Annotated in this window: 17 protein-coding genes; 6 read left to right on the top strand and 11 right to left on the bottom strand. The window is 49.7% G+C overall.

What is annotated here, in order from left to right:
- Window positions 1-5 precede the first annotated feature (5 nt).
- Window positions 6-1,511, bottom strand: a complete 1,506-nt coding sequence (nusA, locus tag ACTHRE_RS03635; RefSeq protein WP_003678742.1) for a transcription termination factor NusA — start codon at window positions 1,509-1,511, stop codon at window positions 6-8.
- 27 nt (window positions 1,512-1,538) lie between these two features.
- Entirely contained in the window at window positions 1,539-1,970 is a 432-nt protein-coding gene (gene rimP, locus ACTHRE_RS03630) for a ribosome maturation factor RimP (RefSeq protein ID WP_003685973.1), read from the bottom strand.
- Between the two features lie 342 nt (window positions 1,971-2,312).
- Between rimP and serC the strand changes: the two genes are divergently transcribed.
- A complete protein-coding gene (serC, locus tag ACTHRE_RS03625; RefSeq protein ID WP_377072129.1) occupies window positions 2,313-3,419 on the top strand; it encodes a phosphoserine transaminase in 1,107 nt (368 codons plus the stop codon).
- Between the two features lie 63 nt (window positions 3,420-3,482).
- On the opposite strand, the gene ACTHRE_RS03620 is transcribed toward serC, so the two are convergent.
- The 3 genes from ACTHRE_RS03620 to rnhA form a co-directional block, all read right to left on the bottom strand.
- Window positions 3,483-4,676, bottom strand: coding sequence for an LD-carboxypeptidase (locus ACTHRE_RS03620; protein WP_377072131.1), 1,194 nt, complete (start codon window positions 4,674-4,676; stop codon window positions 3,483-3,485).
- A 73-nt stretch (window positions 4,677-4,749) separates the two neighbouring features.
- Window positions 4,750-5,148, bottom strand: coding sequence for an HIT family protein (locus ACTHRE_RS03615; RefSeq protein ID WP_377072133.1), 399 nt, complete (start codon window positions 5,146-5,148; stop codon window positions 4,750-4,752).
- A 322-nt stretch (window positions 5,149-5,470) separates the two neighbouring features.
- Window positions 5,471-5,908, bottom strand: coding sequence for a ribonuclease HI (gene rnhA, locus ACTHRE_RS03610; protein WP_377072135.1), 438 nt, complete (start codon window positions 5,906-5,908; stop codon window positions 5,471-5,473).
- A 141-nt stretch (window positions 5,909-6,049) separates the two neighbouring features.
- Here rnhA and ACTHRE_RS03605 point away from each other — a divergent pair, with 141 nt between their 5' ends.
- Window positions 6,050-6,439, top strand: coding sequence for a PH domain-containing protein (locus tag ACTHRE_RS03605; protein WP_003678731.1), 390 nt, complete (start codon window positions 6,050-6,052; stop codon window positions 6,437-6,439).
- A gap of 12 nt (window positions 6,440-6,451) precedes the next feature.
- The gene (tehB, locus tag ACTHRE_RS03600; protein WP_377072137.1) at window positions 6,452-7,321 is read left to right on the top strand and encodes an SAM-dependent methyltransferase TehB; all 870 of its coding nucleotides are present in this window, start codon (window positions 6,452-6,454) and stop codon (window positions 7,319-7,321) included.
- Between the two features lie 56 nt (window positions 7,322-7,377).
- Here tehB and ACTHRE_RS03595 read toward each other — a convergent pair whose 3' ends face one another.
- Together ACTHRE_RS03595 and ACTHRE_RS03590 are read right to left on the bottom strand one after the other, a co-directional pair.
- On the bottom strand, window positions 7,378-7,878 hold the full coding sequence (locus ACTHRE_RS03595) for a GNAT family N-acetyltransferase (protein WP_377072138.1): 501 nt from the start codon (window positions 7,876-7,878) through the stop codon (window positions 7,378-7,380).
- 13 nt (window positions 7,879-7,891) lie between these two features.
- Window positions 7,892-8,428 carry an isochorismatase family protein gene (locus ACTHRE_RS03590; protein WP_107792464.1) on the bottom strand — a complete coding sequence of 179 codons (537 nt, stop codon included), beginning with the start codon at window positions 8,426-8,428 and terminating at the stop codon, window positions 7,892-7,894.
- Between the two features lie 153 nt (window positions 8,429-8,581).
- Here ACTHRE_RS03590 and argS point away from each other — a divergent pair, with 153 nt between their 5' ends.
- A complete protein-coding gene (argS, locus tag ACTHRE_RS03585; protein ID WP_377072141.1) occupies window positions 8,582-10,300 on the top strand; it encodes an arginine--tRNA ligase in 1,719 nt (572 codons plus the stop codon).
- Window positions 10,301-10,455: 155 nt separating this feature from the next.
- Here the strand turns inward: argS and ACTHRE_RS03580 are convergent, their stop codons facing one another.
- On the bottom strand, window positions 10,456-10,812 hold the full coding sequence (locus ACTHRE_RS03580) for an STAS/SEC14 domain-containing protein (RefSeq protein ID WP_063067994.1): 357 nt from the start codon (window positions 10,810-10,812) through the stop codon (window positions 10,456-10,458).
- 18 nt (window positions 10,813-10,830) lie between these two features.
- Window positions 10,831-11,721 carry a DMT family transporter gene (locus ACTHRE_RS03575; RefSeq protein ID WP_377072143.1) on the bottom strand — a complete coding sequence of 297 codons (891 nt, stop codon included), beginning with the start codon at window positions 11,719-11,721 and terminating at the stop codon, window positions 10,831-10,833.
- Window positions 11,722-11,895: 174 nt separating this feature from the next.
- Between ACTHRE_RS03575 and ACTHRE_RS03570 the strand changes: the two genes are divergently transcribed.
- Window positions 11,896-12,243 (top strand): hypothetical protein, encoded by a 348-nt coding sequence (locus ACTHRE_RS03570; protein ID WP_377072145.1) that lies wholly within the window; start codon window positions 11,896-11,898, stop codon window positions 12,241-12,243.
- A gap of 73 nt (window positions 12,244-12,316) precedes the next feature.
- On the opposite strand, the gene ACTHRE_RS03565 is transcribed toward ACTHRE_RS03570, so the two are convergent.
- Complete coding sequence (locus ACTHRE_RS03565; protein WP_440344839.1) at window positions 12,317-13,069, bottom strand: CPBP family glutamic-type intramembrane protease; 753 nt, start codon at window positions 13,067-13,069, stop codon at window positions 12,317-12,319.
- A 205-nt stretch (window positions 13,070-13,274) separates the two neighbouring features.
- Between ACTHRE_RS03565 and ACTHRE_RS03560 the strand changes: the two genes are divergently transcribed.
- Entirely contained in the window at window positions 13,275-13,673 is a 399-nt protein-coding gene (locus tag ACTHRE_RS03560; RefSeq protein WP_440344838.1) for a DUF350 domain-containing protein, read from the top strand.
- Between the two features lie 199 nt (window positions 13,674-13,872).
- Here the strand turns inward: ACTHRE_RS03560 and ACTHRE_RS03555 are convergent, their stop codons facing one another.
- Window positions 13,873-14,715, bottom strand: coding sequence for an outer membrane beta-barrel protein (locus ACTHRE_RS03555; protein ID WP_440344837.1), 843 nt, complete (start codon window positions 14,713-14,715; stop codon window positions 13,873-13,875).
- Between the last annotated feature and the right edge of the window lie 276 nt (window positions 14,716-14,991).

The raw sequence follows: 14,991 nt of genomic DNA, 5'->3' as shown, positions 1-14,991 counted from the left end.
CCCCCTTAGTTATTTTCTTCAGTAAACCAGTGTTCGCGTGCAGCCAAAATCACTTTTTTGGCTTCTTCTTCGTCAACACCGGTAATTTCGACCAATTCGTCAACAGACAATTCGGCCAGATCATCGCGTTGGGTAACGCCGGCTTCGGCCAGTTTGCGCAACATATCGGAATCTACGCCGTCCAAATTGCGCATATCTTCAGACACTTCACCCAGTTTTTCTTCTGCGGCGATGGTAATGGTCAGGATCGCATCGCGTGCGCGGTTGCGCAGGGTTTCAACGATTTCTTCGTCAAAACCGTCAATCGAGAGCAATTCTGCCGCTGGAACGTAAGCAACTTCTTCCAAAGTGGCAAAACCTTCTTCCACCAAGATATCGGCGGTTTCGTCGTCGATGTTCAAGTGGGTGGTGAAGAGGTTGCGGATAACCGCGTCTTCGGCGGCATTGCGCTCGTCAGCTTCTTCAACGGTCATGATGTTCAGCTGCCAGCCTGTCAGGATGGAAGCCAGACGGACGTTTTGACCGCCGCGGCCGATGGCCAGCGCCAGTTGGTTTTCGTCAACGATTACATCAACCGCGTGTTTGTCTTCGTCAATTACGATGCGGCTCACTTCGGCAGGAGACAGCGCATTCATCACGAATTGGGCTGGCTCAGGAGACCACAATACGATGTCGATGCGTTCGCCGGACAATTCATTGCTCACGGCGTTAACACGGGAACCGCGCACGCCGATACAAGTACCTTGCGGGTCGATGCGTTGGTCGTTGGCTTTAACGGCAACTTTGGCGCGTTGGCCGGGGTCGCGTGCTACTTCGCGGATTTCCAACAGGCCGTCTGCAATTTCAGGCACTTCGTTGGCGTAGAGTTTGGCCAAGAAGTCGCCGCTGGTACGGCTCAAAATGACTTGTTTGCGGCCGGTATTGCCGATTTCGTCCACACGCAGGAAGAGGGCGCGGATGCGGTCGCCGCTGCGGAAGTTTTCGCGCGGAATCATTTCCTCGCGCGGAATCAGGGCGTCAAGTTTGCCCGCGACGACTTCAACGATGATGCCGTGGCGCTCGACACGTTTTACCGTACCGGAAACGATGTCTTCTTTAGAAGCGAGGAACTCGTTCAGGTTTTGCTCGCGCTCCGCATCACGGATGCGTTGCAGGATGATTTGTTTGGCAGTTTGTGCGGCTTGGCGGCCGAAACCTTCGTTTGGCAGCTGCTCTTCGTAGTATTCGCCGATTTGGATGGTAGTGCCGGGAATTTCTTCTTGGATTTCCTCGATGGTTTTTTCTACGTCGGGGTAGGTGTAGTCTTCATCGGCAACAATCAGCCAGCGGCGGAAGGTTTGGTATTCGCCGGTGTCGCGGTCGATTTCGACGCGCACGTCCATGTGCTCGCGGTCAGCTTTTTTCTTGGCGGCAGTAGAGAGGGCGAATTCAAGGGCTTTGAATACGACTTCCGTTTCAACATTTTTTTCACTTGCCAGCGCTTCGGCTAGCTGTAACATTTCGCGACTCATTTTCTAGAATCTCCAAGTAATCGGTTTTTAAAATTTAAATTCGGGGCGCAAACGGGCTTTGTCGATGTTGCTCAATTCGATTTGGGCAGTTTTGCCGTCGAAAGAGACGGTAACGATGTCGTTTTCGCAAGATTCGATGCGGCCGATGAAGTTTTTCTGACCATCAATCGGCAGGCGTGTTTTGATTTTGGCGTTCTGGCCGGCAAAGCGCACGAAGTCGGCGGCTTTTTTCAGCGGACGGTCAAGGCCAGGGCTGGAGATTTCCAAACGTTTGTAGTCGATGTCTTCAACCATAAACACGCGGCTCAGATGGTTGCTGACAGTGGCGCAGTCTTCGACGGTGATGCCGCCTTCTTTATCGATGAAAACGCGTAAATCGCCTTGTGCGGTCAGTTCGAAATCGACCAGCTCGTAGCCCAAGCCGGGCAGGGTTTTATCAAGAATGCTTTGAATATCCATGCTTCTCCAGAAGTACATAAACAAAAAAATGGCCGCGCGGCCATTTTTCGTGTGATTTGAAAAATTGGCCTATTATAACTGTTTTCAAGATAAAAGAAAAGTGTTGATTTGGCGTGGATTTTTTGAAGTGATTGCGTAAATGGAAGGATAGGGGTGAGACCGTCTGAAAAGGAAATTGTTGACAAGTTTTGATATAGTACTTATGAAATTGTTTTGAAAAACAAATAATTGGTATTGCTTTATTTTCAGACGGCCTTGTATTTCCAGATTTTTCGTGCTTGCACAATGTGCAAGGCGGTTCTACAATTTCTTCATACCCACCGAATAAGAAAGAAGGCCGCCATGTCCGCACACCCGATTTACAATTTTTCCGCAGGTCCTGCCGTATTGCCGGAAGCCGTATTGCGTACCGCGCAACAGGAAATGCTCGACTACAACGGTACGGGTTTTCCCGTGATGGCGATGAGCCACCGTTCGGATATGTTTTTGAGTATTCTGCATCATGCCGAACAAGACTTGCGCCAACTTTTGAATATTCCGTCCAACTATAAAATCCTGTTTTTACAGGGCGGTGCGACCACGCAATTTAATATGGTAGCCATGAATTTGGCGCACGGTTTTGCGACTGCCGACTCGGTGGTAACGGGCAACTGGAGCCGTATTGCCTATGAACAGATGAGCCGTTTGAGCAATGCCGAAATCCGTTTGGCCGCGCATGGCGGCGAGCAATATGCCTATAAAAACCTGCCTGCGGTAGAGGATTGGGATGTCAATCCGAATTCTGCGTTTGTTCATTTTGCGATTAATGAAACCGTAAACGGCTTGCAGTATCAAAACGTCCCCAAACTTTCAGACGGCCTGCCGCCGCTGGTGTGCGATATGTCGAGCGAGATTTTGTCGCGTGAGTTTAATGTATCCGATTACGGCTTGATTTATGCAGGCGCACAAAAAAATATCGGCCCTGCCGGTGCGACCGTGGTCATTATCCGCGAGGATTTGCTGGAGCGTTGTCCAAACGATATTCCCGATGTGTTCAACTACCGCTCTCACATCAACCGCGACGGTATGTACAACACGCCGTCCACCTATGCGATTTATATGTCGGGTTTGGTGTTCCGCTGGCTGCAAACGCAGGGTGGTGTGAAAAAAATTGAAGCGGTCAATCGAATAAAGGCGCAAACCTTGTATGAGACGATAGACGGCAGCGGCGGTTTTTACATCAACGATATTCATCCTGATGCGCGCTCCAAAATGAATGTGGTCTTCAAAACCGCAAGCGAAGACTTGGATCGTCGCTTTGTGTTGGAAGCCGAGTTGCAGGGCTTGTGCCTGCTCAAAGGCTATAAAACCGTCGGCGGTATGCGTGCCAGCATTTACAATGCGATGCCGCTTGAAGGTGTAAACGCGTTGGCCGACTTTATGAAAGATTTTCAACGGCGTTACGGTTAAGATGAAGATATAAAAAGGCCGTCTGAAACTGGGTTTCAGACGGCCTTTTGATTTGAACAAGCCTTATTCGGTGACTTCTTCAGTAATGCTGTCGCGGTAGATAGTACTGTCGTAAGTCGGAACAGGAGGCGGCAGCAGGTTGTCGAGTGTCAGCGCGGAAGGGTTCAGTGTAGGATAGCCGCTGAAGGTGACGGAATAACCGCCGTTGCCGGTACTGCGGACTTTAGCATGCGCGCCCAACGGGAAAGTGGTTTTGTTGGTGATGTGGCCGAATGGGAAGCCGGTCAACACAGGAATCTTGGCGGTGCGCGAAATGTGATTGACTACGGCGGAGAAATCGTAGCTGGAGTCGTACACGTCGCGGATGGTGCCCATGCGGAAATCGCCGAAGATGATGGCGCGTTGTTTTTGCAAAACACCTGACAGATAAAGCGTATTGAGCATACGCTCGATGCGGTAGGGTTGCTCGCTGACGTCTTCGATAAAGAGGATGCCGCCTTGAATATCGGGCATGTAGGGCGTGCCGGCGAGGGAGGCGAGAACGCTGAGGTTGCCGCCCCACAATGTGCCTTCGACGTTGACATCGGCGCGTTGGATGGTTGGGACATCAACGATGTTGACGTTGTTGGTCGTGCCGCGGATAAAGGAATCCATGGTAAAGACGCTGGGGTCAGCTTTGCCGAATTCGCTATACACCATCGGGCCTGCAAAGCTCATCATATTGCCTTTGGCCAACAGGGCGAGTTGGACGGCGCACACGTCGCTGAAACCGAAGAACAATGTGCCGCGTTCGCGCATTCTGGCGCCGAGTGAGGCAAAGTCAATTTGCGGCAGGATGCGTGCCGCGCCGTAGCCACCGCGCAGGCCCATCAAGACTTTAGGCGTTTCGACGCGGCCGCTGGCAACGTCTTGGAAGTCGGCAGAGCGTTGGGCGTCGCTGCCGGCAAAGCGTTGGTAACGGCGGCTGCCTGCCTGTTGGTTGGTCACAGTAAAGCCTGCGTTGTAGAGGCGGGTCAGGCCGGTGGTCACGCGGTTGGGGTCTTCGGCGAAGCCTGACGGCGCAACAACGCGCAGGAGGTTGTCGCCGGAACGTGGCGGATGGGATTGCTTAGGTTGCACGGTTTTGGCTTTCGCGGTGGTGGAAGTGGTTTTGGTTTGCGGCGTGGTGGTCGTGCCTGTGCCGCAGGCCTGCAACAACCCTGCGCCTGCCGCGGCAGAGCAGGTACGCAGGAAATGGCGGCGCGTGGTGGAGTTCATTGAGGTTTTCCTTTCGTTATATGTTCAGACGGCCTGAACTTGGCGTGTCGGACCTTACAGGCCGTCTGAAAGTTTAAGCGATTAAGTTTTTGATTTGTTGCGGCCAATTTTCGGGCAAGGACATACCGTGTTCGCGTACGGGCGCGGCCCAAATCGGCGCGGGGAAGTTGGCGTCGTTTTCAAAGCGGGCGATGACGTGCCAATGCAGGTGGGGCACAACATTGCCGAGGCTGGCCAAATTGATTTTGGCCGGGTGGAAGACTTGGCGCATTGCGGCTTCAACCTGATACACCATTTCCATGATTTCGTTGCGTTCGGCAGAGGAAAGGTCGGTCATCTCGGAAACATGGTCATTCCAAATAACGCGGCAGAATGCGGGTGCGCCGGCTTCGTTGTGGACGGCGATGACGCGCAGGTTTGGCGTTTGCAGCAAAATGTCTTCGTTGTCGGCAGTGCAGATGGGGCAGGTCATGGGTTTTTCTTTCTCAGTCTGAATAGGAATCGGATGATTGCCATCAGGATTTTTAGAATGAGGTAAATAGCAGTCAGAGATATGAATGCGAAAAGCCACGGTTCAGGTATAAACCACCAAAATAAATAGGAGGGCGTGATTCAGTCGGCACATTCTTCGGCACTTTTAACGTGATCACACAAGCCAAAGCGAAAAAAATCATTGACATCATGAAACGGCGAATAGGCGAACATTAAGTGCCATTGGCGTCACACAAACCAATGCAATGACGGCAATCCAAAACAACGGCTTGAGATGTTTGAGTGCAGTCATGGATGAAGTGTTATAAAAATTTTGCCGCCCCTTGATTGGCAAGCTCGTCGGCTTTTTCGTTTTCAGGGTGTCCGGCGTGGCCTTTTACCCACGTCCAGCGGACATCGTGCTGTTGAACCAAACTATCCAGCTCTTTCCATAAATCGTCGTTTTTGACCGGTTTTTTGGCGGTGGTTTTCCAGCCGTTTTTTTTCCAGCCGTGTATCCAGCTTTCCATGCCGTTTTTGACGTATTGCGAGTCGGTGCAGATGACGACTTGGCAGCGGCGTTTTAAGGATTTCAGTCCTTCGATGACGGCGGTCAGCTCCATGCGGTTGTTGGTGGTTTCGGCTTCGCCGCCGAACAATTCTTTTTCGTGTGTGCCGTAGCGCATAAATACCCCCCAGCCGCCTGCGCCGGGGTTGCCTTTGCATGCGCCGTCTGTGTAGAGGTAAACGGGTTTATCCATGGGCATGTCTTTGTCGAATAAGGCGGTATCATAACATAAGGCCGTCTGAAATATCGGCAAATGCCGTCTGAAATATCGGCAAATACGGTTTGCGCGTGTAAAATACCCTGCACTTATCACTCGTATAGAAAGCAGGCAGATATGGGATTGTTCAGCGGCCTTTTGGGCAATGCTTCGCAAAAAGACGCCGATGCGGTGGAACGCGATTTGGCGAATATCCTGATTGATGGCGAACAGGTAAAAATGGCATTCAGCCTGGTGCGCGATTTGATTGTGTTTACCGAATATCGGCTGGTGTTGGTGGACAAGCAGGGTTTGACCGGCAAGAAAGTGTCTTACCGTTCGATTCCGTACCGTTCAGTATCGCGCTTTTCGGTAGAAACCTCGGGTCATTTCGATTTGGATGCCGAGCTGAAGATTTGGGTTTCTTCCGGCGAAGCGCCGACTGAAACCTTGCAGTTTAAAAGCGACAAGAGCGTGATTGCCATTCAAAAAGCCTTGGCAGAAGCCGTGTTGAAACCGTCAAAATAGAAAGGAAACATGATGAGCGAACAGCAAGAATTGTTTTGTTACAAACAGATGCCGGTGTGGACGGCGGACGAGATTCCCGAAGCCTTGTTGTCCAAACACAATACTGCCGCCGGTACTTGGGGCTGCCTCAATGTCCTCCAAGGCCGTCTGAACTTCAACGAAGTGGACGAAGCGGGCAATATTACGGCTACTCACGAGTTGACGCCTGAAAGCGGCGATTGGATTATCCATCCGCAAGCATGGCACTTTATCGCGCCGCAAACGCAAGATACGGAAATTCAACTGTCGTTTTACTGCGAGGCGGCGGATTATTTCAATAAGAAATACGGCATGAGCGCTACACATTCGGCCGTCTGCGCCACCGAAGGCATTGTGCCTGTCGGCAAAGTTTTGGATATGGGCTGCGGTCAGGGCCGCAATGCGCTGTATTTGGGTTTGAAAGGTTTTGACGTTACCGCTGTCGATAATAATCCGAACGCGGTTCAAAACGTGGAAGAGCTAGCTCGTATTGAAGAACTGAATGTCCGCGCGTTTGAATACGACCTCAACGCCGCCAATATTCAGGAAAACTTCGATTATATGGTGGCGACCGTGGTGTTTATGTTCTTGATGCCGCGTTACGTTCCTGACGTGATTGCCAATATGAAGGAACACACTAACCCCGGTGGCTACAACCTGATCGTGTCTGCGATGGATACGGAAGATTTCCCTTGCCCGATGCCGTTCCCGTTCAAGTTTGGCGAGGGAGAACTGCGCGAATACTATAAAGATTGGGAATTGGTGGAATACAAGGAAGAGCTGGGCTCGATGCACGCGAAAGACGAATTCGGCAATCCGATTCAGTTTAAATTCGTCACCATGCTGGCGAAGAAACCGGAATAAAGGTTTTACCGTAAAAAGGCTGTCTGAATTCAGTTTTCAGACGGCCTTTGTCGTAATCAATCCACAATCTTTTTACCCAAAATCACCACGTCTGCCAACATGGTTTCCAAATCGCAGACTTGCGGCAGCCGCCCCCACTCTTCAAATCCGAAACGGTGAAACAGGTTTAGGCTCGGATAGTTGTGGCCGAACACAAGCGCGATGACGTTGCGGATGTCTAAGGACGATGCGCGTTCGAGCATGTGCCGCAACAGGATTTTGCCCACGCCTGCGCCGCGCATATCGTGGCGGACATAAATGCTGACTTCCGCGCTGATGTGGTAGGCGTAGCGCGGATGGTAGTCACTGAAACTGCCCCATGCCAATACGGTGCCGTCGGCATCGTAAAGGGCGTAGATCGGGCGTTTGTCCGTGTGCGCGGCAAACCATATTTCACGCTCGGCAACCGTGGTCGGCGACAAATCGGCGGTGGATTGGCGCGTGGCCACGGTGCTGTTGTAAATATCGACGATGGCGGGCAAGTCTTGGCGCAGGGCAGGGCGGATGGTGTATTGCATTTCAGACGGCCTGTTATTGAATCAGTTTGGAGATAGTCTTAAAGGCCGGATGTTTGGCATCGCCGAGCAGTTGGAACAAAATACTTTCGACATTGGAAACGATAATGCCTTGACGGCTCATTTGCGCCAAACTATTGTCGCGGTTGGCCGTTGTGCGCGAGGCGGTGCATTCGAAAGGCAGGGATACGGCGTAACCTTGCGCTTTCAAATCCAAGGCCGTCTGAAGCATACAGATATGCGCTTCTGCTCCAACTAAAATAACGTTTTTGATGTCGTTTTTGCGTAATATTTCTTGAATTTCGGGTAAAAACGCTGAAAATCGGGTTTTCTCGACAACCGGCGTGCCTTCGGGCAACAGCAGCGATACGGCGGATACGGTGTTGCCCAAACCTTTCGGATATTGTTCGGTTACGGCAAAGGGTACGTCCAAAGCCGTCAAACCTTGAATCAGCAGGCGGCAGCGTTCCAACATTTCGTCCGTGCCGGAAAGGGCGGGCAGCAGGCGTTCTTGAATATCGACAATCAGACAAAGCGTATTTTTCGGGTTCATGGCTTTTCCTTTCAGACGGCCTTTACAGCAAAATCGTTGAATCAGAATGCAATCATATAACAAGCCGCTGGAAAAGTATTGCAGCTTGCCCTGTTTTAAAGCCCGAAATTCTTTTAAAATACCGCCTGATTTGAATTGATAGAGACCGACAACATGAATTTATACCAAACCGTCGAACGCGAAGCCGCCGCCGCCTTTGCCGCTGCAGGCATTGCCGACAGCCCCGTTGTTTTGCAGCCGACCAAGAATGCCGAACACGGCGATTTCCAAATCAACGGCGTAATGGGTGCGGCGAAAAAAACCAAACAAAATCCGCGCGAGTTGGCGCAAAAAGTGGCCGAAGCATTGGCAGATAATGCCGTGATTGAAAGCGCGGAAGTAGCCGGCCCGGGCTTTATCAACCTGCGCCTACGTCCTGAATTTCTCGCTCAAAACATTCAGACGGCCTTGAACGACGCGCGTTTCGGCGTAGCAAAAACCGATAAACCGCAAACCGTCGTTATCGACTATTCTTCGCCTAATCTGGCCAAAGAAATGCACGTCGGCCATCTACGTTCCAGCATTATCGGCGACAGCATTTCGCGCGTGTTGGAATTTATGGGCAACACCGTTATCCGCCAAAACCACGTCGGCGACTGGGGTACGCAGTTTGGCATGTTGGTTGCTTATTTGGTTGAGCAGCAAAAAGACAATGCTGCATTTGAACTGGCGGATTTGGAGCAGTTTTACCGCGCCGCCAAAGTGCGCTTTGACGAAGATCCTGCCTTTGCTGACACCGCGCGCGAATACGTTGTGAAACTGCAAGGCGGCGATGAAACCGTATTGACGTTGTGGAAACAGTTTGTCGATATTTCGCTCTCGCACGCCCAAGCCGTTTATGACACGCTGGGCTTGAAACTGCGCCCTGAAGACGTGGCGGGCGAATCTAAATACAACGACGATTTGCAGCCTGTGGTCGATGATTTGGTCGAAAAAGGTTTGGCAGTCGAAGACGACGGCGCGAAAGTCGTGTTCTTGGACGAGTTCAAAAACAAAGAGGGCGAACCTGCCGCATTTATCGTGCAAAAACAAGGCGGCGGCTTCCTTTATGCTTCCACCGACTTGGCGTGTTTGCGTTACCGTGTCGGCACGCTTCATGCAGACCGCCTGCTGTACGTCGTCGACCACCGCCAAGCCCTGCACTTTGAGCAACTCTTTACCACTTCCCGCAAAGCAGGCTATCTGCCGGAAGATGTAAAAGCCGAGTTTATCGGCTTCGGTACCATGATGGGCAAAGACGGCAAACCGTTCAAAACACGCAGCGGCGACACCGTAAAACTGGTTGACCTGCTGACCGAAGCTGTCGAGCGCGCCACTGCTTTGGTAAAAGAGAAAAATCCTGAATTGGGCACAGACGAAGCAGGAAAAATCGGTAAAACCGTCGGCATCGGCGCGGTCAAATACGCCGATTTGAGCAAAAACCGCACCAGCGATTATGTGTTCGACTGGGACGCCATGCTTTCGTTTGAGGGCAACACCGCCCCCTATCTGCAATACGCCTACACACGCGTACAAAGCGTATTCCGCAAAGCAGGCGAATGGGACGCAACTGCGCCAACCGTTTTGACCGAACCTTTGGAAAAACAACTGGCCGCCGAGCTGCTGAAATTTGAAGACGTACTGCAAAGTGTGGCAGATACTGCGTATCCGCACTACCTCGCCGCCTACCTCTATCAAATCGCCACTCTGTTCAGCCGCTTCTACGAAGCCTGCCCAATCCTGAAATCAGAAGGCGCAACCCGAAACAGCCGCCTGCAACTGGCGAAGCTGACCGGCGACACGCTGAAACAAGGCTTGGAGTTGTTGGGCATTGATGTATTGGATGTGATGTAAGTTTTTGAATAAAAACGATGAAAGGCCGTCTGAAACGTTGCAGGTTGCAAGGTTTCAGACGGCCTTTTTTATGCTTTGACAGATGTCGTCATGCCGTTGTTTGAGTCTAAGCGGTTTTGAATTTGCTCAGATAATACGTTCAGACGGCCTTATCTTTATTTCAAATTGCTTGCCAACAACCAAGCCTGTGCTTCGGCAGCGTCGCTGAAATATTTGGGATGTTGGTTGGTCAGGAGGCTGGAAAGGCGCGCGCCGAGTTTAATCCAAATGTCGTCGGTAATGACGGCAACGCGGCCGAAGTCGGTTTCGTGTTGGTTGAGAAATTTGATTTGCTCGACCGCCATATCGATGGTGAAGTCTTTCAGCATGGACAAGTCCAACAGGATGTCGGGCAGATGGATTTTTTGTTTCGCGGCTAACAAGGCTTCTTCCAATTGGCGGAAATCGTCCAAAGTGAACTCGTTGTACAGCGCTACGTTTAAGCCGTAAGATTGTTCGCGGATGGAAATCATGGTGTTCTCCTTGTTAAATTATTGCTTCATCAGAAATTTTTTGATTGAGGCCGGAGTAAAGCTGCTGAACACGCCGCCTGCAACAATGATAACCATGCCGGCGGCTTCCTGCCAAGTGATTTTATCGCCGAAAAGCAGTACGCCGGATAGGGCGGAGAAAACGACGGTCAGGTAGGAAAGCGAGGCAACGGTAAATTTCTTGCCGACCTTATAGGCGCGGGTCATGGCCAGTTGGGCAATCATGGCGGAGATGCCGATGCCGGCCAGATAGGGCAGGGAAGAGATAGTTAGTGGATGCCAGCCTGTGATGGTACTCCAGACTGCGCCCATAATCAGGCCGGTAAGCGACAGATAAAACACCACGCGCCAGCCCGGCTCGCCTAAAAGCGAGAGTTCGCGCACTTGCAAATACGCCCAGCCCGACATGGCGCCACCTGCCAAACTGACCAGCGCGGCAAATTCCTGCCCGCCTTGAAAAGATGGGTTGAGCAAGAGGATAACGCCGATAAAGCCCATAACCAAGATGGCTTGGGTATAAAGCGTAATTCGTTCTTTTAAAATGAAAAATGAAAAAATGGCCAGCCAGATGGAGGAGGTGTAGTTGAGTGTGACGCCTGTTGCCAGCGGCAGATGCATGACGGAATAAAACGTGCACATCATGGCAAGCGTGCCGATGACGCTGCGGTTGAGATGGGTTTTCCAATGCGGCGTGGAAAATGTGTTGCCTTGCGCTTTGGCTATGATGCCTAAGAACAGGGTGGAGACCAGCATGCGCCAGAAGACCAGCTCGCCGCTGGAAAAGCCGAAATGTGTAGAGGTGGCTTTGACGGAGAGGTTCATGACGGTAAAGCCGAGCGCGGCAATAACCATCCATGCCGAGCCGAGCGGATCTTTTCTGACGGTTTCCATTTGATGGGTGTGTAAAGCGGTTTTATTAATAAGAAAATATTATACAGGTCAATCAGGCCGTCTGAAAAATATCGTTGGGTTTCAGACGGCCTTTTTATTAGAAAATAAGAATTATTATTGAGTAATGAGGTGGGTTTTTATAGAATGGAAGCCCTATTTTAAGAAAGGCTTGCCATGAAAGTATCTAATATTTCTGCTGTATTGCTGTCTGCTTTGTTTTCCGTTGCCGTTTCTGCCGCGCCTTTGGGAGAGGTTTCTTCCGAAAACGGTAAGATTTTCAGCGGCGAAAATTACATGGTCGTTAAGAAAGATATGAAAAAAGGGGAACAGATTAAGCCGCACGATCATCCGGGTTTTAAAACACTGATTTTTGCCGTTGGAAAAGGAAGCTTTGACGTAACCTTGAATCAGAAGGAAAAACATACGGTCGGCGCAGGCTCGGTGTTGCGTTTTGGCGGCGATGCAGTGATTGAGGCAGTTGCAACCGAAGATGCTGATGTGGCAATTACTTTGATTAAGTAAACCGATAGATAATAAAAGGCCGTCTGAAAAATGATGTTTCAGACGGCCTTGTTTATTCAGTCAACCATTGCCATTAAGCGCAAATCAAATAGATGAAGCCGGAGCCGAAGATATCTGCTAAGGCGTGAATCAGGAAAAACGGCAGCAGGTTTTTGACTTTGTATTTGTAGAAAAAGTAGTACATCAAGCCGAAAACAACGCCAATAACGGTTGCCCAAAGCATACCTTGATAAGTATGGAAGGAGATACGCACCAAGGTCGAGTAGGCCAATGCCTGCCATTTGTATTTGTCTTCCACGCAGGTCAAAAGGCCGAGGAAGCAGAATTCCTCATAAAAGCCGTTTAAAAGGCCGTAGAGGATGGCCATCGGCGCAAGGGCAGCGAATTTATCGAAGATGGATAATGGTTTGATGTATTGGAAGATTTCAGTGGTAAAGTAATTGTAGCCGCCGCTTAACGAAGTTACCGCATCGGCGGTCAGACCCATCAGGATAAAAATCACAGGCGTCCAAAACAATACGCCTAAATTAAAGCGAATCGGCAACTGTTTGAAGTCGAAACGGCGGATAACGAGGTAAATCAGAGCAATAGCAAGTAGCGTCAACTGCAGGCTCATGTTTTCAGAATAAGCCACGCCGGTGACGGCAGTATCTCGCACTTCCTCAGTCGCAGCGGCCGTTTCTACTTGCGGCATCAGGCTGGCGATATAAAGTTGGGTAGAACGGTAGGCAAATTGACCGAACAGGATGGCGGTTACAATCAGCATGTCAAACCAGCGCAGATGGCGCAAAGGCTCTTTAGGGCGGATAGCGGCGAGCATGCTCATAATTCTCCTCTTTACTCTAATTAAATGGCAGTGCGCAATAGTTACATAAACATACAAAAATCGTCAACAATTATCGTAATAAAACATGAATTAAAAATTAGTCTGTTTCAGACGGCCTGAAGCGCTTCTAAAATGCTGTATTTCCGAAGGGTTGATCTTCAAAAATATGGCATAATCACTTTATTGCAAACTAAGGAATCTTATCGTGAGTATTTCTCTGTCCCAATATCTGCTTTACCTGCAATATATGTTGGTAGGTGTTGCCATGACTGTCGTTTTCGGTGCCATATATTTGCGGATTACCCCTGCCGAAGAGTTGCGGTTGATTAAAAACGGCAACCTTGCCTGCGCCTTGTCGTTTGGCGGCGCATTGGTCGGTTTCTGTCTGACGCTTGCCTCAAGCATTGCCCACAGCGTCAGCTTCATCGATTTTATCCTGTGGGGACTTGCCGCAGCAGTGATTCAGATTTTTGTCTATTTCGCTGCAACAATGATGATTAAAGACGCTACCCCAGAACTTATCGGCAACAATGTCGCCGTCGGCGCGCTGTTTGGTGCAGTGTCCATCTCGATCGGCATTTTGAATGCGGCTTGCTTGACTTGATTTTGATGGTCGGTTGGATAGCAAAGATGTGTTGATCCTAACTCCTACCTGGAGAAATTATCGGTAGATTTTTTGACTGATAATGTCTTATGTCTGATGGTATTGGCGTTATAGTGAAATTCTGAAAGCATCAAAAAATTCAGACGGCCTGTTATATACAAGGCCGTCTGAAACATTTTAACTACTTAAGTTCATCAAATTAGAAAGAGTATTGCAATCTTACGCCCGCTTCGTGGGTGTGGTTTTTAGGTTCTATAGATCCCAATCCATATGAGTCATACTCTTCCGTAACGGTAAGGTTCGATTCTTTAACTTTCCAGCCGCGATAGAATGGAGCGAGGCTGATTTTGGAGCCGTTAGCGAATTTTTTAGATATAGGCACTTCAACCTCAATACCTTGTCCGCCGCCTTGTTTCATTCGGGTTTCTACCTGGTCGGGTTCGTAAGAATATTGGCGGCCTTTCACGGCACGATTGTAGGCAATGCGGGGAGATATCTCAAAGTTTGCAGGAAGGGCGATATTTACTCCGGTATTGATTTGCGCATATGTGGTTCGGTTTTTGCGGTCATAATCATTAGGATCAATGCGGCTACTTAAGTCTCTCAGAACACGGTGTCCCAAGCCGGCTCCGGCAGTAATGCTAAAGCGATCGTTAATCGGGAGTGTATATTCGTATAAGGCACGGATATCGTATGCGTGGCGTGGTGCATTTTTGAGTGTGGCTGAGCCATAACTTGCTGAATCATCGATATAATCCTCAGTTATATATTGTACGCTTCCCGTGTAATCTGTTTTACCGCGCGAATAACGGCCTTCTAATTTTGCCGCATGGCGATCGTTGAAACGGTATTTTACGCCGGCATTAATAGACCATAAGTTGCCTTTTTGCTGCATTAAGCGACTACCATCTTTTTCGTATTCGCGATAGGTCTCGTTGTAATATTCGCTACCAACGGTAAATTCAACAGGGCGGGCAGCCTGTGTACTTACGGCAGCAGAGAGTGCTAACACTGCAAAACAGAAATGAGCAGAATTTTTCATATAAATTCCTTTTACTTTATGAAAGCCAATGTGATAATTTGACAATACAGCATGATGAATTTCTAGGATTTGGTAAATATTAACAGGTGTAGTGAACGCTTGGTATGGTGTTTAATGATTTTCTACCTGTATTTGTCTTTTTTATGATATAGCGCAGGTAAAAGCAGAAAAATAGTGTAAAACAGAGTCTGTATGAATTTTAATGATATGTTAATGTTTCTGGGTCAGCTAGTGGGTTTAACACTAAAAATAGATACAGTAACCCACTCTATTCCC

It is taken from the genome of Neisseria sp. P0001.S007 (assembly GCF_051963655.1).
Lineage (GTDB): Bacteria > Pseudomonadota > Gammaproteobacteria > Burkholderiales > Neisseriaceae > Neisseria > Neisseria subflava_A.
Note: the sequence above shows the minus strand (reverse complement) of the source record. Positions and strands in the feature narration are given on the sequence as shown.